Origin of the sequence: Herbiconiux sp. UC225_62 (assembly GCF_042694625.1) — a bacterium.
In the GTDB taxonomy this organism is placed as follows: domain Bacteria; phylum Actinomycetota; class Actinomycetes; order Actinomycetales; family Microbacteriaceae; genus Herbiconiux.
The window spans coordinates 3,823,342-3,842,398 of the sequence record NZ_CP170551.1 but is presented as its reverse complement, the minus strand read 5'-3'; the positions used below and the strand labels follow the sequence as shown (position 1 = coordinate 3,842,398).

At 67.9% G+C, this 19,057-nt stretch carries 16 protein-coding genes; 10 read left to right on the top strand and 6 right to left on the bottom strand.

All coding sequences use genetic code 11. The features are described 5' to 3' along the window. The first annotated feature begins 45 nt into the window (after positions 1-45). Positions 46-2,919 carry an excinuclease ABC subunit UvrA gene (gene uvrA / locus ACFJGU_RS18790; RefSeq protein ID WP_382310442.1) on the top strand — a complete coding sequence of 958 codons (2,874 nt, stop codon included), beginning with the start codon at positions 46-48 and terminating at the stop codon, positions 2,917-2,919. Positions 2,920-2,962: 43 nt separating this feature from the next. On the opposite strand, the gene ACFJGU_RS18785 is transcribed toward uvrA, so the two are convergent. Continuing rightward, positions 2,963-4,354 (bottom strand): hypothetical protein, encoded by a 1,392-nt coding sequence (locus tag ACFJGU_RS18785; protein ID WP_382305592.1) that lies wholly within the window; start codon positions 4,352-4,354, stop codon positions 2,963-2,965. A gap of 91 nt (positions 4,355-4,445) precedes the next feature. Here ACFJGU_RS18785 and uvrC point away from each other — a divergent pair, with 91 nt between their 5' ends. From uvrC to ACFJGU_RS18740, 9 genes are all read left to right on the top strand, one after another. Next, on the top strand, positions 4,446-6,374 hold the full coding sequence (gene uvrC / locus ACFJGU_RS18780) for an excinuclease ABC subunit UvrC (protein ID WP_382305590.1): 1,929 nt from the start codon (positions 4,446-4,448) through the stop codon (positions 6,372-6,374). A gap of 68 nt (positions 6,375-6,442) precedes the next feature. Further along, a complete protein-coding gene (gene rapZ / locus ACFJGU_RS18775; protein WP_382305588.1) occupies positions 6,443-7,321 on the top strand; it encodes an RNase adapter RapZ in 879 nt (292 codons plus the stop codon). Between the two features lie 89 nt (positions 7,322-7,410). Then, positions 7,411-8,388 (top strand): DNA-binding protein WhiA, encoded by a 978-nt coding sequence (whiA, locus tag ACFJGU_RS18770; RefSeq protein WP_382305586.1) that lies wholly within the window; start codon positions 7,411-7,413, stop codon positions 8,386-8,388. Between the two features lie 88 nt (positions 8,389-8,476). Further along, positions 8,477-9,100, top strand: coding sequence for a superoxide dismutase (locus ACFJGU_RS18765; RefSeq protein ID WP_382305584.1), 624 nt, complete (start codon positions 8,477-8,479; stop codon positions 9,098-9,100). A gap of 101 nt (positions 9,101-9,201) precedes the next feature. Beyond that, the gene (gene gap, locus ACFJGU_RS18760) at positions 9,202-10,209 is read left to right on the top strand and encodes a type I glyceraldehyde-3-phosphate dehydrogenase (RefSeq protein ID WP_382305582.1); all 1,008 of its coding nucleotides are present in this window, start codon (positions 9,202-9,204) and stop codon (positions 10,207-10,209) included. 17 nt (positions 10,210-10,226) lie between these two features. Continuing rightward, positions 10,227-11,441, top strand: coding sequence for a phosphoglycerate kinase (locus tag ACFJGU_RS18755; protein WP_382305580.1), 1,215 nt, complete (start codon positions 10,227-10,229; stop codon positions 11,439-11,441). Then, entirely contained in the window at positions 11,432-12,220 is a 789-nt protein-coding gene (gene tpiA / locus ACFJGU_RS18750) for a triose-phosphate isomerase (protein WP_382305578.1), read from the top strand. Before ACFJGU_RS18755 ends, tpiA begins: the two co-directional genes overlap by 10 nt. Before the next feature lie 73 nt (positions 12,221-12,293). Then, entirely contained in the window at positions 12,294-12,545 is a 252-nt protein-coding gene (gene secG / locus ACFJGU_RS18745; protein ID WP_022894976.1) for a preprotein translocase subunit SecG, read from the top strand. Between the two features lie 11 nt (positions 12,546-12,556). Further along, complete coding sequence (locus tag ACFJGU_RS18740) at positions 12,557-12,916, top strand: RNA polymerase-binding protein RbpA (protein WP_382305576.1); 360 nt, start codon at positions 12,557-12,559, stop codon at positions 12,914-12,916. A gap of 87 nt (positions 12,917-13,003) precedes the next feature. Here ACFJGU_RS18740 and pgl read toward each other — a convergent pair whose 3' ends face one another. From pgl to tal, 5 genes are read right to left on the bottom strand one after another with little or no spacing between them, the layout of a single operon-like run. Further along, positions 13,004-13,774, bottom strand: coding sequence for a 6-phosphogluconolactonase (pgl, locus tag ACFJGU_RS18735; RefSeq protein WP_382305574.1), 771 nt, complete (start codon positions 13,772-13,774; stop codon positions 13,004-13,006). Between the two features lie 19 nt (positions 13,775-13,793). After that, a complete protein-coding gene (locus ACFJGU_RS18730; RefSeq protein WP_382305572.1) occupies positions 13,794-14,768 on the bottom strand; it encodes a glucose-6-phosphate dehydrogenase assembly protein OpcA in 975 nt (324 codons plus the stop codon). Beyond that, positions 14,765-16,306 (bottom strand): glucose-6-phosphate dehydrogenase, encoded by a 1,542-nt coding sequence (zwf, locus tag ACFJGU_RS18725; protein WP_382305570.1) that lies wholly within the window; start codon positions 16,304-16,306, stop codon positions 14,765-14,767. Before zwf ends, ACFJGU_RS18730 begins: the two co-directional genes overlap by 4 nt. A 29-nt stretch (positions 16,307-16,335) precedes the next feature. Then, positions 16,336-17,940, bottom strand: coding sequence for a glucose-6-phosphate isomerase (locus ACFJGU_RS18720; protein ID WP_382305569.1), 1,605 nt, complete (start codon positions 17,938-17,940; stop codon positions 16,336-16,338). Continuing rightward, a complete protein-coding gene (gene tal / locus ACFJGU_RS18715) occupies positions 17,937-19,043 on the bottom strand; it encodes a transaldolase (RefSeq protein WP_382305568.1) in 1,107 nt (368 codons plus the stop codon). Before tal ends, ACFJGU_RS18720 begins: the two co-directional genes overlap by 4 nt. Positions 19,044-19,057: the final 14 nt, after the last annotated feature.

The window sequence follows — 19,057 nt, the reverse complement described above, 5'->3', positions numbered from 1 at the left end:
CTTGATTCCCTGGCCCCTCGGCCCGTCCCGGTCCCGGTCGAGCCGGTGGAGTTCCGCCACGGCTCGAGCGGAAAGCTGAGCGTCCATGGCGCCCGCGTGCACAACCTGCGCGATGTCGACATCGAGATCCCGCGCGACTCCCTCGTCGTGTTCACCGGGCTCTCCGGATCGGGGAAGTCGAGCCTCGCGTTCGACACGATCTTCGCCGAGGGTCAGCGCCGTTACGTCGAGAGCCTGAGCGCCTACGCCCGGCAGTTCCTCGGGCAGGTCGACCGTCCGGATGTCGACTTCATCGAGGGCCTCAGCCCGGCGGTGTCGATCGACCAGAAGTCGACGAACCGCAACCCGCGGTCGACGGTGGGCACGATCACCGAGATCTACGACTACATGCGTCTGCTCTGGGCGCGTATCGGCATCGCGCACTGTCCCATCTGCGGCGAGATCATCTCGGCGCAGACGGTGCAGCAGATCGCCGACCAGCTGATGGAGCTCGAGCCGGGCGTCCGTTACCAGATCCTCAGCCCCGTCGTCTCGCAGAAGAAGGGCGAGTTCGTCGACCTCTTCAAGGAGCTCTCCGCGAGCGGCTATTCGCGGGCGATCGTCGACGGCGACCTCATCCAGCTCACCGAGCCGCCGAAGTTGAAGAAGCAGTTCAAGCACGACATCTCGGTCGTGGTCGACCGTCTGGTCGCCGGTCCGGAGATCCTCGGGCGCCTCACCGACTCGCTCGAGACCGCGTTGCGCCTCACCGACGGGCTGGTGCAGATCAACTACGTCGACGAGAACGGCCCCGAGGCCTGGCAGACCTTCTCCGAGAAGCTCTCCTGTCCCAACCAGCACCCCATCCAGCTCACCGAGATCGAGCCGCGCACCTTCTCGTTCAACGCCCCGTTCGGCGCCTGCCCGGAGTGCTCCGGCCTCGGCACCCGGATGTCGGTCGACCAGGATCTCCTCCTCGGAGACGAAGACCTCAGCATCAACGACGGCGTCATCATCCCGTGGACCACCCAGGGCAAGGGCCTGTTCCAGTACTACGAGAAGCTGCTCGAGGGCCTCGCCCGCGACCTCGACTTCTCGTTGAGCACGCCGTGGAAGAAGTTGAAGCCCGACGTGCAGGAGGCGATCCTGCGCGGGAACAACTTCGAGGTCAAGGTCAAGTGGAAGAACCGCTACGGCCGCGAGATGAGCTACACCTCGGGCTTCGAGGGCGTGATGCCCTACATCGAGCGCCAGTTCATCCAGGCCGATTCCGATTCGCAGCGTGCCCGCTGGGGCGAGTACCTTCGCGAGGTGCCGTGCCCGGTCTGCGACGGCAAGCGCCTCAAGCCCGAAGTGCTCGCCGTCACGGTCAACGAGCGGAGCATCGCGGATGTCGCGGAGCTCAGTCTCATCGAAGCCCAGGAGTTCATGGGCGAGCTCACGCTCACCGACCGCGAGGCGATGATCGCCGCCCAGGTGCTGCGCGAGATCAAGGCACGCCTCGACTTCCTCATCGAGGTCGGGCTCAACTACCTCAGCCTGGCCCGTGCGGCCGGTTCACTCTCCGGTGGCGAGGCCCAGCGCATCCGCCTGGCGACGCAGATCGGTTCGGGTCTCACCGGGGTGCTCTACGTGCTCGACGAGCCGTCGATCGGTCTGCACCAGCGCGACAACCGGCGCCTGATCGAGACGCTGGTGAAGCTGAAGAGCCTCGGCAACACCCTGATCGTCGTGGAGCACGACGAAGACACCATCCGCACGGCCGACTGGATCGTCGACATCGGTCCCGGTGCCGGTGTGAACGGCGGAACCGTGGTGCACTCCGGGCACTACGACGAGTTGCTCGCCAACACCCGTTCGCTCACCGGCGACTACCTCTCCGGCCGCAAGTCGATCGAGGTGCCGAAGAAGCGTCGCCCGATCGACCGCAAGCGGGTGATCTCGGTGATCGACGCGGAGGCCAACAACCTCAAGAAGGTGAGCGCCGACTTCCCGCTCGGCGTCATGACCGCGGTCACCGGTGTCAGCGGCTCGGGCAAGTCGAGTCTCGTGAACGACATCCTCTACCGCGTGATGGCCAACCAGCTGAACGGGGCGCGCAAGCTCCCGGGCAAGCACAAGCGGGTGCTCGGGCTCGACAACCTCGACAAGGTGGTGCACGTCGACCAGGCGCCCATCGGCCGCACCCCGCGGTCGAACCCGGCGACCTACACGGGCGTGTTCGACCGCATCCGCACGCTCTTCTCCGAGACGGCCGAGGCGAAGGCCCGCGGCTACCTCCCCGGTCGATTCTCGTTCAACGTCAAGGGCGGTCGCTGCGAGGCCTGCTCGGGAGACGGCACGATCAAGATCGAGATGAACTTCCTGCCCGACGTCTACGTCGCGTGCGAGGTCTGCGGTGGTGCGCGCTACAACCGCGACACCCTGGCGGTGCACTACAAGGGCAAGAACATCGCCGAGGTGCTCGACATGCCGATCTCCGAGGCGGCCGAGTTCTTCGAGCCGATCTCGGCCATCCACCGCTTCCTCAACACCCTGGTCGAGGTGGGTCTCGGCTACGTGCGTCTCGGCCAGAGCGCCACCACGTTGAGCGGCGGCGAGGCGCAGCGCGTCAAGCTGGCCACCGAGCTGCAGCGTCGCTCGAACGGCCGCAGCGTGTACGTGCTCGACGAGCCGACCACCGGTCTGCACTTCGAAGACGTGCGGAAGCTGCTGCTGGTGTTGAACAGCCTGGTCGACAAGGGCAACACGGTGATCGTGATCGAGCACAACCTCGACGTGATCAAGTCGGCCGACTGGCTCATCGATCTCGGCCCCGAGGGCGGATCGGGTGGCGGCACGATCATCGCCACCGGCACGCCGGAGAAGGTCGCGAAGATCGAGGCGAGCCACACCGGCCGGTTCCTCAAAGAGGTTCTCGCCGCCCCCGCCACGCGCTGACGCGAGCCGGCCGGGCCACCGTCGTGGTCCGGCCGGAGCACGGTCACCGCAAACGGAGCGGGGCGACCAGTCGGTCGGTCTCGGCCACGTCCACGCCGGCCGACGCGCCCACGCAGCGGGGGAGTGGCCGGGAGTCCGCGTCGACGACCGACTCCAGCCGCATCACCAGGAGACGCGGCGACGGGGCGCCGTAGCGGTACCGGAGTTCGTCGCCCACCTCGACGAGCAGTTCGCCGACCTGCACGCCGTTCTCCTCGACGGCGTTCTCGTTCGCGCTCACCGCATCGTCGTCGGCGAGGCTGTCGATCGAGGTGAAGACGGAGCCCGGTTCGCTGTCGACAGTGAACTCGTGCGGCTCGTCGTTCGGCCAGTCCAGTGTGAGCTGGGTGGCGAGGTGCAGCTCGCCGAGGTCGGAGTCGGCGGCGAGCAGGAGCCGGCGCCACTCGGCGGGCCGACTGTCGACCACGGCGATCTTCACCTGGAGCGCCGCGCCCGGCGGATGCGGGTTCACCGCGTCGTCATCGAGCAGGCCCAGGTCGTCGGCGACCTCGAGCACGGCGTCGGCCAGAGCCGGGCGGAGACCGACCGGAGCCTCGCGTCGAGAGACGCCGGGGTCGACGGTAGGACCGGAGCCGTCGCCGAAGCCGTCGGCGACAGCGGTGCGGAGGATCCCGTCGGCCTCGAGCTCGGCGAGGATCCTGTCGGTCAACGCGTCCGCCGCGCGTGCCTCCTCGTCGGTGACGCCGGCCGCCGTGTCGAGCATCGAGCGGATGCGCTCCTCCGACCGGTCGGGGAGCAGGCCCGGATCGGTGGCCACGCAGAGCAGGCCGATCACGCGCTCGACAGCCAGGGCCTGCGGCACCGGCACCTCCCCGGGGTTCTCCCCGGTGACACCGAGCGCGGCACGCAGCCGCGCGAGCAGATCGGCCGGTGTGCTGATCAGCGGGCTCAGTCCCGCGAACGCCGAACGCGACAGTTGCGAGGGCACGTCCTCGACCTCGTCGAGGGCATCGAGCAGATAGAGCAGGAGGCCCGTACTCAACTCGAACGCCACCTCCAGCACCTCGGCGCTCTCGTCGATCTGGGCATCCGTGGCGGTCCAGACATCCGTCTCCACGGCGAAGTCGAGGTAGTGCTCGAGCACGTCGATGACCTCGGGGAGCTGTTTCGCGGCCTCGGGATCGGCATCGACCGAGGCCAGCAGCTCTTCCAGCACGTCAGCGCCGGGATCGTGCAGCGCGCCGCGGCTGCGCTCGAACAGGTCGGCCAGCAGCGCCACGGTCTGGGCAGCCGGCTGGTGGTCGTGGCCGTCGGCGGCGAGGTGCCGCGTGTACCAGCGCTCGAAGCCGATCAACAGAGCCTTCGTGGCGGCCGTCGACGGCGTCGCCGTGCTCCGCTGACCGGGCCGCCGGGACCGTTGCCGCTTGACACCCATCGTGCACCTCTTCCTTGTCCGCTCAGCGCGCACTCCTCACCGATCGTAGACGCGCTCGATGTCGGCGCCGGATGCGAGAATTGGATCAACCATGGCTGACACTGTTTCCTACCGCCCGAAGGCCGGGGAGATCCCCACGCAACCGGGCGTCTACCGCTTCAAAGACGCATCCGGCCGTGTGCTCTACGTCGGCAAGGCGAAGAACCTCCGGGCGCGGCTCAGCAACTACTTCGCCCCGTTACGGAGCCTGCACGAGCGCACCCGGCGCATGGTCACCACCGCCGCCGGCGTCGAGTGGACCGTGGTGGCGACGGATGTCGAGTCGCTGCAACTCGAATACACCTGGATCAAGGAGTTCGACCCGCCGTTCAACGTCAAGTTCCGCGACGACAAGACCTACCCGTTCATGGCGGTGACGCTCGGCGACGAGGCTCCGCGCGTGATGGTGACGCGCAACCACAAGATCAAGGGCGCCCGCTACTTCGGGCCGTATCCGAAGATCTGGGCGGTGAAGGACACCATCGATCTGATGATCAAGGCGTTCCCCATCCGCACCTGCTCCGACTCGAGCTACAAGCACGCCATGCAGACCGGGCGGCCCTGCTTCCCGGGCCAGATCGGCCGTTGCGGCGGGCCGTGCTCGGGGAAGGTCACGATCGAGGAGCACCGGAAGATCGTCGACGACTTCGTGGCGTTCATGGCCGGCGGTGACACGCGTTTCGTCTCGGCCGCGCGCAAGAACATGAAGAAGGCCTCCGAGCGTCAGGACTACGAGGCCGCCGCGAAGTACCGCGACCAGCTGCAGGCCCTCGAGGCCGTGCTCGCGAAGAGCGCCGTGGTGCTCCGTGACGGCGTCGACGCCGATGTCTTCGGCGTGGAGCACGACGAGCTGGCTGCCAGCGTGCAGCAGTTCATCGTGCGGGGCGGGCGCATCCGCGGAGAGCGCTCGTGGACGGTCGACAAGGAGATCGACGTCGACACCGCCGAGCTCGTCGACTCGATCCTCCAGCAGGCCTACGAGGGTGAGCAGCCGCCGCGCGAGATCATCGTCCCCGCCTTGCCCGACGACACCGCCGAGCTCGAGACCTGGCTGGGGGAGCGGCGCGCCAAGGGCAAGGTCAAGCTGCACACGGCTCAGCGCGGCGAGAAGGCGGCCCTGATGCAGACGGCGTCGATGAACGCGAAGAACAACCTGATGCTCTACAAGACCCGGCGCTCCTCCGACTTCGTGGCCCGGTCGCAGGCGCTCACCGACATCCAGGAAGCGCTCGGGATGACGGATGCCCCGCTCCGCATGGAGTGCTTCGACGTCTCGCACCTCGCCGGCACCAACATCGTCGCCTCGATGGTGGTGTTCGAAGACGGCCTGGCCCGCAAAGACCAGTACCGCCGCTTCTCCATCGCCGACTCCACCGACGACACCGAGTCGATCTACCAGGTGATCACGCGCCGACTGGCCTACCTGAAGGAGCAGCCCGCCGAGGCGGCGGAATCGTCGGGGGAGCCCGACCAGACCTTCACCGAGGGCGAGGGTCCCGCCGAGAGTGCGGCCGAGGAGCTGGTGGTGCAGGAGCGCCGCAAGAAGTTCGCCTATCCACCCAACCTCCTCATCGTCGACGGCGGCCAGCCGCAGGTGAACGCGGCCGCCCGCGCGCTCGAGGAGTCCGGCGTGGAGGGCATCTTCTTGGCCGGCATCGCGAAGCGCCTCGAGGAGGTGTGGCTGCCCGACACCGACTACCCGGTCATCCTGCCGCGCGGCAGCGAAGCCCTGTTCATGATCCAGCGCATCCGCGACGAGGCGCACCGCTTCGCCATCACCCATCAGCGGGCCCGGCGCAAGCGCGACATCTCGAGCGTGCTGAGCGACGTCCCCGGCCTCGGGCCGTCCCGCGTGCGGGAGCTGCTGAAGCACTTCGGCTCGGTGAGCGAGCTGAAGAAGGCGGATGCCACGGCGATCGCCGAGGTGAAGGGCATCGGCCCCCTGCTGGCCGAGAGCATCCGCTCCACTCTGTCCCGGTGACCGACTCCTGTCGATAGGCTAGACGCACGGCCCAGACCCCCACGATCCCTTCCAAGCGAAAGCGCACGATGACCCCGGAACCACCCCAGCAGCAGGAAGTGCTGATCGTCACGGGCATGTCCGGCGCGGGTCGTTCCACCGTCGCCAATGCGCTCGAGGACCTCGGCTGGTACGTGGTCGACAACCTGCCGCCGCAGATGCTCCGGCCCCTGGTCGATCTGGCCGAGCACGCCGGCTCGACCCTCCCGCGCATCGCCGCGGTGGTGGATGTCCGCGGCCGCGACTTCTTCTCCGACCTGCAGGAGATCATCCAGGCGCTCCGCGGCGGCATCCAGTTGCGCGTGGTGTTCCTCGAGGCCACCGACCAGGCGCTGGTGCGCCGCTTCGAGCAGGTGCGGCGCCCGCATCCGCTGCAGGGCAACGGAACACTGCTCGACGGGATCGGCGCGGAGCGCTCGAGGCTCAGCCCCATCCGCGAGTCGAGCGACATCGTGATCGACACCTCCGACCTCAACATCCACCAGCTGGCCACCGTGGTGCAGGAGCGGTTCTCCACCGCCGACACGGCCGGCGTCCAGGTGACCGTGATGAGCTTCGGTTTCAAGTACGGCGCGCCGACCGATGCCGATGGCATCGCCGACGCGCGGTTCCTGCCGAACCCGTTCTGGGTGCCGGAGTTGCGCGCCCACACGGGCCTCGACCCCGACGTCGCGGAGTACGTGCTCGGACAACCCGGAGCGCGCGAGTTCGTCGACGCGTACGGCAAAGCACTCGAACCCGTTCTCGCGGGGTATCAGCGAGAGAACAAGAGACACGCGACGATCGCGATCGGATGCACGGGCGGCAAGCACCGCTCCGTCGCCGTCGCGCGTGAGCTCGCCGACCAGATCGCCAAGTATCCCGGCGTGGTCGTGAACGTCAAGCACCGCGACCTCGGTCGGGAGTGACGGCGGCACCCGGCCGGAGGCATGCGTCTCGCTCGCGCCGGGTGAACAGAACGTGAATGAACGCCCGCTAAGAGAAGAAGGTTTGCATTTTGGCACTCACCGCCGACGTCAAAGACGAACTGGCCCGCGTCGAGGTCAGCAAGACGACCGTGCGCGCCGCCGAACTCGCGACGGTGCTGCGCTTCGCCGGAGGACTCCACCTCATCTCCTCGCGCATCGCGATCGAGGCCGAGCTCGACACCCCCGACATCGTGAAGCGGGTGCTGCGCGACCTCGCCGAGCTCTACGGGGTCAAGGGCGACGTGTCGATGATCGCCCCCTCGGGCGTCCGTCGCGAGGGCACCTACCTCGTGCGTGTGCTCGACGGCGGAGAGACCCTGGCCCGTCAGACGGGGCTCCTGGATGCGCGCCGCCGGCCGATCCGCGGCCTCCCCAACCGCCTCACCACCGGAGCGCGTGACGACCTCGCCGCCGTCTGGCGCGGGGCCTTCCTCGCCGCCGGTTCCCTCACCGACCCCGGCCGTTCCGCCGCTCTCGAGGTCACCTGTCCCGGCAACGAGGCCGCCATGGCGTTGGTCGGAGCCGCCTCGCGGCTCGGCGTCTCCACCAAGGCGCGCGAGGTGCGCGGGGTGCACCGGGTGGTCATCCGCGACGGCGAGGCGATCGCCGCGATGCTGGCCATCATGGGCGCGGCCGACACCGTCACGAAGTGGGAGGAGATGCGCCAGCGTCGCGAGGTGCGGGCCACCGCGAACCGCCTGGTGAACTTCGACGACGCGAACCTGCGGCGCTCGGCGCAGGCCGCCGTCGCCGCGTGCGCGAGAGTCGAACGGGCCATGGAGATCCTGGGCGACGACATCCCCGAGCACCTGAAGTACGCGGGCGAGCTGCGCCTGGCCCACCGCGATTCCAGCCTCGACGAACTCGGCCACCACGCCGATCCGCCGATGACGAAGGACGCGATCGCGGGCCGTATCCGCCGCCTCCTCGCGATGGCCGACAAGCAGGCCTCCGACCTCGGCATCCCGGGCACGGAAGCCAATCTGCCGCCGGATCTCGACGACTGAGCGTCCAGCGGAACGCAATAGACTGAAGAGGTCACTCACAGCCGCCGCTCAACGGGTTGGCGGCCTCTATCACGAGGAGATCATCACAATGGCTGAGTACACTCTGCCGGAACTGCCGTACGACTACGCGGCACTCGAGCCGCACATCAGCGGCAAGATCATGCAGCTGCACCACGACAAGCATCACGCCACCTACGTGGCGGGCGCGAACACCGCTCTCGCGGCTCTCACCGAGGCCAGCGAATCCGGCAACCTCGCCAACGTGAACAAGCTCGAGAAAGACCTGGCCTTCAACCTCGGCGGCCACGTCAACCACTCGATCTTCTGGACGAACCTCACCCCCGACACCCAGACCCCGGAGGGCGAGCTCGCCGCCGCCATCGACGACCGCTTCGGCTCGTTCGAGAAGTTCCAGGCCGCCTTCACGGCCGTCGGACTCGGCGTTCAGGGCTCCGGCTGGGCCGTGCTCGGCTACGACGTCATCGGTGGCAACCTGTCGCTGTTCCAGCTCTTCGACCAGCAGGGCAACATCCCCGCCGGCGTCGTTCCGCTGTTCATGCTCGACGTCTGGGAGCACGCCTACTACCTCGACTACCTCAACGTGCGTGCCGACTACATCAAGGCCGTGTGGAACATCGTCAACTGGTCGAACGTGGCCGAGCGCTTCGCAGCAGCCCGCGAGAAGACCTCCGGCCTGCTGATACTGTCGTAGCGACGCAGGATTCCGCCGGGGCGCGTCCCTGACCGCCCCGGCGCCCCCTCTACCGCTACCCACCACCCTGCCCTCGCGGGCCCCAGCAACAGGAGCAATTCGTGTCTGTAAAGATCGGCATCAACGGCTTCGGCCGCATCGGTCGCAACTTCTTCCGCGCCGCCCTCGCCAAGGGAAGTGAGCTCGAGATCGTCGCGGTCAACGACCTCACCGACAACAAGGCGCTCGCGCACCTGCTCAAGTACGACTCGATCACCGGCCGTCTCGACGCCAAGGTGGAGCTCGACGGCGACAAGATCGTCGTCAACGGCAAGCCGATCATCGTGCTGGCCGAGCGCAACCCCGCCGACCTGCCCTGGGGCGAGCTGGGCGTCGACATCGTCATCGAGTCGACCGGCCGCTTCACCAAGAGCGACGACGCGCGTCAGCACATCGCCGCCGGTGCCAAGAAGGTCATTGTCTCCGCTCCGGCCACCGGTTCGGATGTCGCGACCCTGGTGCTCGGCGTCAACGAGGGCACCTACGACCCCGCTGTGCACGACATCATCTCCAACGCCTCCTGCACCACGAACTGCCTCGCGCCGCTCGCCAAGGTGCTGCTCGACAACTTCGGCATCGAGCGCGGTCTGATGACCACGGTGCACGCCTACACGGCCGACCAGAACCTGCAGGACGGCCCGCACAGCGACCTCCGCCGTGCCCGCGCCGCCGCGGTCAACATCATCCCGACGTCGACCGGTGCCGCCAAGGCGCTCGGCCTGGTCATCCCGGAGCTCGTCGGCAAGCTCGACGGCTACGCGCTGCGCGTTCCGGTCCCGACCGGCTCGATCACCGACCTGACCGTCGAGCTCAGCACGCCGGCCACCGTCGAGCAGATCAACGAGGCGTACAAGAACGCCGCGAACGACTCGCTCAAGGGCATCCTCAGCTACACCGAAGACCCGATCGTGTCGAGCGACATCGTCTCCGACCCGCACTCCTCGATCTTCGACGCCGGCCTCACCAAGGTCATCGGAAACCAGGTCAAGGTCGCCTCGTGGTACGACAACGAGTGGGGCTACTCCAACCGTCTCGTCGACATCACCGAGTACGTCGCAGACCGACTGTAGAACGGATCAGCGAACCAGTGACGCTCCGCACTCTCGACTCCCTCGGTTCGCTCGCGGGCAAGCGCGTCATCGTCCGGTGTGACCTCAACGTTCCTGTGAAGGACGGGGTCATCACCGACGATGGGCGCGTGCGCGCGAGCCTGCCCACCATGAACGCCCTCATCAACCAGGGCGCCCGGGTGGTCGTGATCAGCCACCTCGGCCGTCCCGACGGCGCACCCGACACCAAGTACACCTTGGAGCCGGTGGCGCAGCGCCTCAGCGAGCTGCTCGGCAAGCCGGTCGTGTTCGCCCACGACACCGTGGGCCAGGCGGCCGAGGATGCCGTCGGCAGCCTCGAAGACGGCGACGTCGCCCTGCTCGAGAACCTCCGGTTCAACCCGGGGGAGACCAGCAAGGACGAGGCGGAGCGTCGCGGGTTCGCGGAGCGCCTGGCCGCGTTCGGAGACGCCTTCGTCTCCGACGGCTTCGGCGTCGTGCACCGCAAGCAGGCGAGCGTCTACGACCTCGCCGAACTGCTGCCGAGCGCCGCCGGCCTGCTCATCCAGATCGAGCTCGAGGTGCTCGACAAGCTCACCGAGAACCCCGAGCGCCCCTACACGGTGGTGCTCGGCGGTTCGAAGGTCTCCGACAAGCTCGGCGTCATCGGTCACCTGCTGCCGCGGGTGAACTCGCTGCTGATCGGCGGAGGGATGCTCTTCACCTTCCTCAAAGCACAGGGGCACGCGGTCGGTTCCAGCCTCCTCGAAGAGGACCAGCTGGACACCGTGCGCGGTTACCTCGCGAAGGCGGAAGAGCTCGGTGTCACCATCGTGCTCCCCACCGACGTCGTGGTCGCCTCGAAGTTCGGGGCGGATGCGGACGTCCAGGTCACGGCGGCCGACGCCATCGAGGAGACGCCGTTCGGCGCATCCGGTCTGGGTCTGGACATCGGTCCGGACACCGCGAAAGCGTTCGCCGAGATCATCGTCGCCTCGAACACCGTGTTCTGGAACGGCCCGATGGGCGTGTTCGAGCTCGCGCCGTTCGCCGAGGGCACCCGTGCCGTCGCGGCGGCACTCACCGAAGTCGACGGCCTCGGTGTCGTCGGCGGGGGGGACTCCGCGGCCGCTGTGCGCGCTCTCGGCTTCTCCGACGACCAGTTCGGTCACATATCGACCGGAGGCGGTGCCAGTCTCGAATTCCTCGAGGGCAGGCGTCTCCCCGGCCTGGAGGTCCTCGGATGGTCCTGAAGCGCACGCCCCTGATCGCGGGCAACTGGAAGATGAACCTCGACCACCTGCAGGCCATCGCCTTCGTGCAGAAGCTCGCCTGGTCGCTGAACGACGCGAAGCACGACTTCGACGACGTCGAGGTCGCGATCTTCCCTCCGTTCACCGACCTGCGCTCGGTGCAGACCCTGGTGGCGGCCGACAAGCTCTCCATCCGTTACGGCGGTCAGGATGTCTCGCAGCACGACTCCGGCGCCTACACCGGTGAGATCTCCGGCGAGTTCCTCAGCCGTCTCGACAGCACCTACGTGATCATCGGGCACTCCGAGCGGCGCACGCTGCACGGCGAGACCGACGAGATCGTGGCGGCGAAGGTCAAGGCCGCCGTCAAGCACGGTCTCGTGCCCGTGATCTGCGTCGGCGAGACCGCGGAGGACCTCGAGAAGCACGGTCAGAGCGCCGTTCCGGTCGCTCAGTTGAAGGTGGCCCTCGAGGGTCTCAAGCCTGACGCCGACGTCGTCGTGGCCTACGAGCCGGTCTGGGCCATCGGCTCCGGCCAGGCGGCGACGCCCGAGCAGGCCGAGACGGTCGGAGCGGCGCTGCGGGCGGTCGTGGCCGAGAGCCTCAGCGCCGACGCGGCAGCAGCGACGCGCATCCTCTACGGCGGCTCCGTCAAGTCGGGCAACATCGCCGGCTTCATGCGCGAGCCCAACGTCGACGGCGCCCTCGTCGGTGGCGCGAGCCTCGACATTGCGGAGTTTGCGGCCATCGTGCGGTACCAGAAGCACGTCGGCGTGTGACCTCCGGGTTATACTAACCTGTGGTCTTCGGGGGAGCGACCCGGCTCTCCCGTATGTGAAAGGCAAGCAAGCAGTGCAAATCCTTCAGGTCATCCTCCAGGTGGTGCTCGGAATCACGAGCCTGCTCTTGACCCTTCTCATCCTTCTCCACAAGGGGCGCGGTGGCGGTCTGTCCGACATGTTCGGCGGCGGAGTCACCTCGAACCTCGGCGCGTCCGGTGTGGCTGAGCGCAACCTCAACCGCATCACCGTCATCCTCGGGTTGGTCTGGGTCGGCAGCATCGTCGTGCTCGGACTGATCACCAAGTTCGACACCAGCCTTTAGGGGGCAACAGCATGGCATCAGGAGGAAGCGCGATCCGCGGATCCCGCGTCGGCGCGGGGCCCATGGGCGAACAAGACAGGGGTTTCCACGCCGAGCGCATCCAGGTCTCGTACTGGGACGCTCTGGGCAACGAGACCGTGCGGTACTTCGCGGCGAACCTGCCCGACGAGGAGATCCCCGAGATCATCGACTGCCCCACCTCGGGGCTGCCGGCCGGTCGTGACAAGGAGAACCCGCCGTCGGTCGCGAAGCTCGAGCCGTACAAGACGCACCTCGCCTACGTGAAGGAGCGCCGTACCGAGAAGGAGGCGGAGCAGCTTCTCGAAGACGCGCTGCAGCAGCTCCGAGCGCGCCGAGGCACGGCCTCCTGACGCGAAGTCGTCACCGAAACCTGAAAGGGAAGCCCTCACAATGACGTGAGTGGCCTCCCTTTCAGTGGTTAAGGAGCTGCTGCTCGATCAGTAGCTGGGCGCGATGAGCGATTCCGGCACTTCCGCGGCCGCCTCGCGGTCGACGAAGAAGACCGTGCGCTTGCGGCCCTGAGCGCCGGCCACAGGCACCTCGTCCGTGCTCGCACCGGCGAGGGCCAGCCCGATCGCCGAGGCTTTGTCGGCGCCGGCCAGCACCATCCAGATGCGGTCGGCCGACTGGATGACGGGCAGGGTGAGACTGAGCCGCTCCGGCGGCGGCTTGGGGGAGTTGCGCACCGGCACGACCGTCGCATCCGTGATGCGGATCTCATCGTGGCCGGGGAAGAGCGACGCGATGTGGCCGTCGGGCCCGACACCGAGGAACATGATGTCGAAGCGCGGGTAGTCCGCTCCCTCGGGCGCCGCGGCGGCGAGTTCGCGCGCGTAGACCCGAGCGGCCTCGTCGAGGTCGGCGACCTCGTCGGAGGCGGGGAAGGCGTGCACGCGCGACTCGTCGATCGGGATGTGGTCGAGCAGGGCCTCGCGCGCCTGCAGGTCGTTACGGTCGGGGTCGCCCTTCGGCACGAACCGCTCGTCGCCCCACCAGAAGTTGATGCGCGACCAGTCGATCGTGTCGGCGGCCGCCGACGAACGGATCGCCGCGAGCACCGCGCTCCCCATGGTGCCGCCCGTCAGCACCACGGTCGCATCGTCGAACTCGTCGAGGATGTCGATGACCTTGGTGATGAACCGCGCGGCGACGGAGCCGGCCAGCGACTCCTTGTCGGGGTGAACGAGAACACGACGATCAGTTGTCATAGGGCTTGACCAATCAAATTCAGACCGCGTCGCGCGCGCTGCCGTCGTTCTTCTCGAGCAACTCGACCAGTCCTTGGGAGATGACTTCACCATACAGGTCATCCGGGTCGAGTCGCCGCAGCTCCTCGGCCAGGCAGTCCCGCAGGTTGCGGCGGGGGAGCGAGAGGTCGTGCGTGGGCTGGTTCGGCTGGCTGAGTCGTGCCACATTGGGCACTTCGCGCACCAGTTCGATCGGTCCCGCGTCTCGCGTGAGGATGACGCCGTGGATGCCGCTGGACCCGTTCGCCCGGGGGGCGAGGCCGTACTTCACCGGCACCTTCAGCTGGTGGCGGAGCCACGCGGCGAGCAGCATCGTCGACGGGGAATCGGATGCTCCCGACACCTCGACCGCGGTCACCGGCTGGTAGGGCGGCTGGTCGAGCACCGCGGCGAGCTGCGCCCGCCACAGGGTCAGCCGGGTCCACGCGAAGTCGGTGTCGCCGGGGGCGTAGCTCTTCGAGCGGCTGAGAAGGGCCTCGTAGGGGTTCGACTGGTTCGAGGAGTCGGTGATGCGCCGCGTGGCGATGCGGCCGAGGCTCGAGGTCGACACGTCGTCGGGGGCCGCTCCGGGCCACCAGACGACCACCGGGGCATCCGAGAGCAAGAGGCCCGTGACGAGGCCCTCCTGGTCGCTCGCGGCGGCGCCGTAAGCGCGCAGGACGATGACCTCGCTCGCGCCGGCGTCTCCGCCGACACGGATCTGGGCATCAAGCCGCGCGCCGCGTCCGGTGTTCATGCCGTCGTTCTCGTGGTCGGTGGAGACCACGATGACGCGCATCGGGTGCTCGCGAGAGGCGTCGTTCGCCGCCTCGATCGCATCCTCCTCCTCGCCGAGCGAGGTCACGATCACGAGGGTGAGCACGCGGCCCAGGGCGACGGCGCCGCCCTCCTCACGGATCTTGACGAGCGACTTCGAGATCTTGCTCGTAGTGGTGTCAGGCAGATCGACGATCACGGACGTCTCCAAGTTCTTCCGTCGCGGGCCAGCAGTTCGTCGGCCGAAGCCGGCCCCCAGGTTCCGGGGCGGTACTGCTCGGGCTGACCCTGCGTGGTCCAGTATTCCTCGATGGGGTCGAGGATCATCCAGGAGAGCTCGACCTCCTTCTGGCGTGGGAACAGCGGCGGGTCGCCGAGCAGCACGTCGAGGATGAGGCGCTCATAGGCCTCGGGGCTGGCTTCGGTGAAGGCATGGCCGTAGCCGAAGTCCATGGTCACGTCGCGCACCTGCACGCCCGCGCCGGGCACCTTCGAGCCGAAACGGATCGTGACACCCTCGTCGGGCTGAACCCGGATCACGAGGGCGTTCTGGCCGAGCTCGGAGGTCTGGCTCTCCGCGAAGAGGTACTGCGGTGCGCGCTTGAACACGACCGCGATCTCCGTCACCCGTCGGCCCAGGCGCTTGCCCGCCCGCAGGTAGAACGGAACGCCCGACCAGCGCCGGGTGCCGATGTCGAGCCGCACGGCCGCATAGGTCTCGGTGGTGGACTCGGGGTTCATGCCGTCTTCCTCGAGGAAGCCGAGGACCTTCTCGCCGCCCTGCCAACCACCGGAGTATTGACCGCGCGCCGTGACGGTGCTGAGGTCATCCGGAAGCTTCACCGCGGCGAGCACCTTCTCCTTCTCGGCGCGCAGATCCGCGGCGTCGAACGAGATGGGCTCTTCCATGGCGGTGAGCGCCATCAGCTGGAGCAGGTGGTTCTGGATGACGTCGCGTGCCGCTCCGATGCCGTCGTAGTAGCCGGCACGGCCGCCCACTCCGATGTCTTCCGCCATCGTGATCTGCACGTGGTCGACGTAGTTGGCGTTCCAGATGGGCTCGTACAGTTGGTTAGCGAAGCGCAGGGCCAGGATGTTCTGGACCGTCTCCTTGCCGAGGTAGTGGTCGATGCGGAACACCGAGTCGGGCGGGAACACCGACTCCACGACCTCGTTGAGTTCGATCGCGGTCTTCAGGTCGCTGCCGAAGGGCTTCTCGATGACGACGCGGCGCCAGCGGTCCTCCCGTTGGTCGGCCAGACCCGAACGGCGCAACTGCTCGGTGACGAGCGGGAACGCCTTCGGCGGGATCGACAGGTAGAAGGCGTAGTTGCCCATCGTTCCGCGATCGCGGTCGAGCTCGTCGATCGTGGTCTTCAACTGCTCGAAGGCCTGGTCGTCGTCGAATTCGCCCGAGACGAACCGGATGCCCTCGGACAGCTGGCGCCAGACGTCCTCATCGAAGGGGGTGCGGGAGTGCTCCTTGACGGAGTCGTGCACGACCCGCTCGAAGTCCTGGTCCTCCCAATCGCGCCGGGCGAAGCCGATGAGGGAGAAGCCGGGCGGGAGCAGCCCCCGGCTGGCGAGGTCGTAGACCGCCGGCATCAGCTTCTTGCGCGACAGGTCGCCTGTGACTCCGAAGATCACGAGGCCCGAGGGCCCGGCGATCCGGTTCAGTCGGCGGTCCGTCGGCAACCTGAGCGGGTTGTACTCCGGCGTTATCTCAACGGGAGGCATTGAACTCCTTGTATCTGGCGTGGTGCAGTTCAGCGCAGCGCGGCGAAGAGGGCCGGCACGTCGGTGGACGCGTCGGTCAGGTTCAGGCGGAGCACGGGACGACCGTGTTGCGCCAGCACACCGGCGTCGCCGGCGGCCTGCGCTTGGATGAGCTGTCCGAAGGTGAACGGACGGTCGGGGATCTCGAGGTCGTCGGTGGCGTCCGCGGTGATCTGCAGGAACACGCCGACGGCCGGGCCGCCCTTGTGGTACTGACCGGTGGAGTGCAGGAACCGAGGTCCCCATCCGAAGGTCACGGGGCGCCCGGAGCGGGCCGCGAGCAGGTCGCGGAGCTCGACGAGCTGGGGGAAGGCGACGCGGTCGAGGTACGCCGTGATCGCCAGGTAGCCGTCGGCGGGGAGCTGCGCGATCAGCGCGTCCACGGCGCCGGCGACCGTGCCCGGTGCGGTGAGGGAATCCGCGGTGCCGCGCACCTCGATGCCCCCGTCGACGAACGCCGGAGCGCTGGGCGCCGGGCGGTCGTCGAGCAGACCGCGGGCGGCCTCCTTCGCGGACTCGACATCGGGCTGGTCGAAGGGATCGATGCCGAGAAGTCGCCCCGCAACCGCGACGGCGTATTCCCAGGTGAGCAGGAGCGCGCCGAGCGAACCGCTCAGCAGCACCTCGCCCGGGTGCTTCTCGCGGAGGTGGAACTCGTGCGCGTCGGAGACCAGCCGGACGACCTGGAGGTCGGGGAGGTTCTCCGTCAGCTCGGGCGAGTTCACGTCGAGCACCACCGGGAGCAGGCCCTTGCCGTCTTTGCCGGTCGACTCGGCGATCAGCTGCTCGACCCAGTCGCCGAAACCGACGATGTGGGTGCCGTCGGCGACGATCCCCAGCTTGGTGCGCAGCGGCTGCGTGCCGGCGATCGCGGCGCCGAGGATGAGCCCGAAGTTCTCGTCGCCGTCCTCGGCGAGGTTCAGCGAGATCGCGTCGGCCTCGTCGAGCAGCTCTCCGATGTTCGCGCCGGCCAGGCCCGAAGGCACCAGTCCGAACGCGGTGAGCGCCGAGTAGCGCCCGCCCACGTTCGGATCGGCCAGGAAGGTGCGGTAGCCGGCATCCGTGGCCAGCGTCTGGAGCGGCGAACCGGGATCGGTGACGATCACGATGCGCTCGGCCGGATCGATGTCGACCTCGCGGAACGCCTTCTCGTAGGCGCGCCGCTGGCTGTCGGTCTCGAGCGTGCCGCCCGACTTCGACGACGCGATCAGGACCGTCGTCTCCAGCCGGTCGGCCAGCGCGGCACGGATCTGACCCGGGTCGGTCGAGTCGAGGATGGTGAGCTCGACGCCCAGCGTGCGGGTGATGACCTCGGGCGCGAGCGACGAACCGCCCATGCCGGCCAGCACGAAATGATCGATCCCCAGCTCGAGGAACTGGGCCCGGAGCGCCTCGACCTGCGCGACCAAAGGTCGTGAGATCGAGACCGCTTCGGTCCAGCCGAGGCGTTTGGCGGCCTCGGCCTCCGCCGCGGGGCCCCAGAGCGCCGGATCCTGCGCCGTGATGCCTGATGCGACCAGGTCTTTCACGAGCTGGGGAACGACGGTCTGGATCGCCTTCTTGGCGTCCCCCGAGGAGTGGATCGCGACGGTCATTTGGCCGAGTTCAGTGCGGCGGTGACCGTGTCGAGGAGCTCGTTCCAGGAGACGATGAACTTCTCCACGCCCTCCTTCTCGAGGAGCTCGGTGACCTCGGCGTAGGAGATGCCGAGGGCGCCGATCGCGTCGAGCACCTTGTTCGCTGCAGCGTACGAGCCGGCGATGGTGTTGCCCTCGATGACCCCGTGGTCGGAGACCGCGTCGAGCGTCTTCTCGGGCATCGTATTGACGACCTCGGGCGCGGCGAGCTCCACCACGTAGGTGGTGTCGGGAACCGACGGGTCCTTCACGCCGGTCGAGGCCCACAGCGGGCGCTGCTTGTTCGCACCGGCGTCGAGGAGGAACTTCGCACGCTCGGTGGTGAAGGCCTGCTCGTACACCTCGTAGGCGAGCTGCGCGTTCGCGACGCCGGCCTTGCTCTTGAGGGCGAGGGCCTCGTCGGTACCGATGGCCACGAGGCGCTTGTCGATCTCGGTGTCGACGCGCGACACGAAGAAGGAGGCGACGGAGTGGATCTTCGAGAGGTCGTGTCCGGCCTCCTTCGCCTTCTCGAGGCCCGCGAGGTAGGCGTTGATGACGTCGCGGTAGCGCTCGAGCGAGAAGATCAGGGTCACGTTGACCGAGATGCCGGCGGCGATGGTCTCGGTGATGGCCTCGAGGCCCTCGACCGTCGCGGGGATCTTGATCAGCACGTTCTCGCGGTTCACCTTGGTGTAGAGCGCCTTGGCCTGCTCGATGGTGGCGGCGGCGTCGTGGGCGAGGCCCGGCTCGACCTCGATCGAGACGCGGCCGTCGAAGCCGTTCGTGGCGTCGTAGACCGGCTTGAAGATGTCGGAGGCGGCTGCCACGTCGTCGGTGGTGATCTCGAACACGGCGGTGGTGACATCCGTGCCGGCCTTGGCCAGCACCGCGACTTGCTCGTCGTACGCCTCGCCCTTGGCCAGGGCGCCCGCGAAGATCGTGGGGTTCGTGGTGACGCCGACGACGTTCTGCTCGTCGATCAGCTTCTGCAGGCCGCCGCTCGTGATGCGCGAGCGCGACAGGTCGTCGAGCCAGATCGACACGCCGACATCGGAAAGCTTCTGTGTTGCTTCAGTCATTTCATTTCTCCTTG

Bases quoted from the DNA above. Each gene is read 5' to 3' on its own strand.
- ACFJGU_RS18785 (WP_382305592.1), bottom strand. From the start codon at position 4,354: ATGGGTGTCAAGCGGCAACGGTCCCGGCGGCCCGGTCAGCGGAGCACG.
- rapZ (WP_382305588.1), top strand. From the start codon at position 6,443: ATGACCCCGGAACCACCCCAGCAGCAGGAAGTGCTGATCGTCACGGGC.
- zwf (WP_382305570.1), bottom strand. From the start codon at position 16,306: ATGCCTCCCGTTGAGATAACGCCGGAGTACAACCCGCTCAGGTTGCCG.
- pgl (WP_382305574.1), bottom strand. From the start codon at position 13,774: ATGACAACTGATCGTCGTGTTCTCGTTCACCCCGACAAGGAGTCGCTG.
- uvrC (WP_382305590.1), top strand. From the start codon at position 4,446: ATGGCTGACACTGTTTCCTACCGCCCGAAGGCCGGGGAGATCCCCACG.
- ACFJGU_RS18765 (WP_382305584.1), top strand. From the start codon at position 8,477: ATGGCTGAGTACACTCTGCCGGAACTGCCGTACGACTACGCGGCACTC.
- tpiA (WP_382305578.1), top strand. From the start codon at position 11,432: ATGGTCCTGAAGCGCACGCCCCTGATCGCGGGCAACTGGAAGATGAAC.
- ACFJGU_RS18720 (WP_382305569.1), bottom strand. From the start codon at position 17,940: ATGACCGTCGCGATCCACTCCTCGGGGGACGCCAAGAAGGCGATCCAG.
- ACFJGU_RS18740 (WP_382305576.1), top strand. From the start codon at position 12,557: ATGGCATCAGGAGGAAGCGCGATCCGCGGATCCCGCGTCGGCGCGGGG.
- tal (WP_382305568.1), bottom strand. From the start codon at position 19,043: ATGACTGAAGCAACACAGAAGCTTTCCGATGTCGGCGTGTCGATCTGG.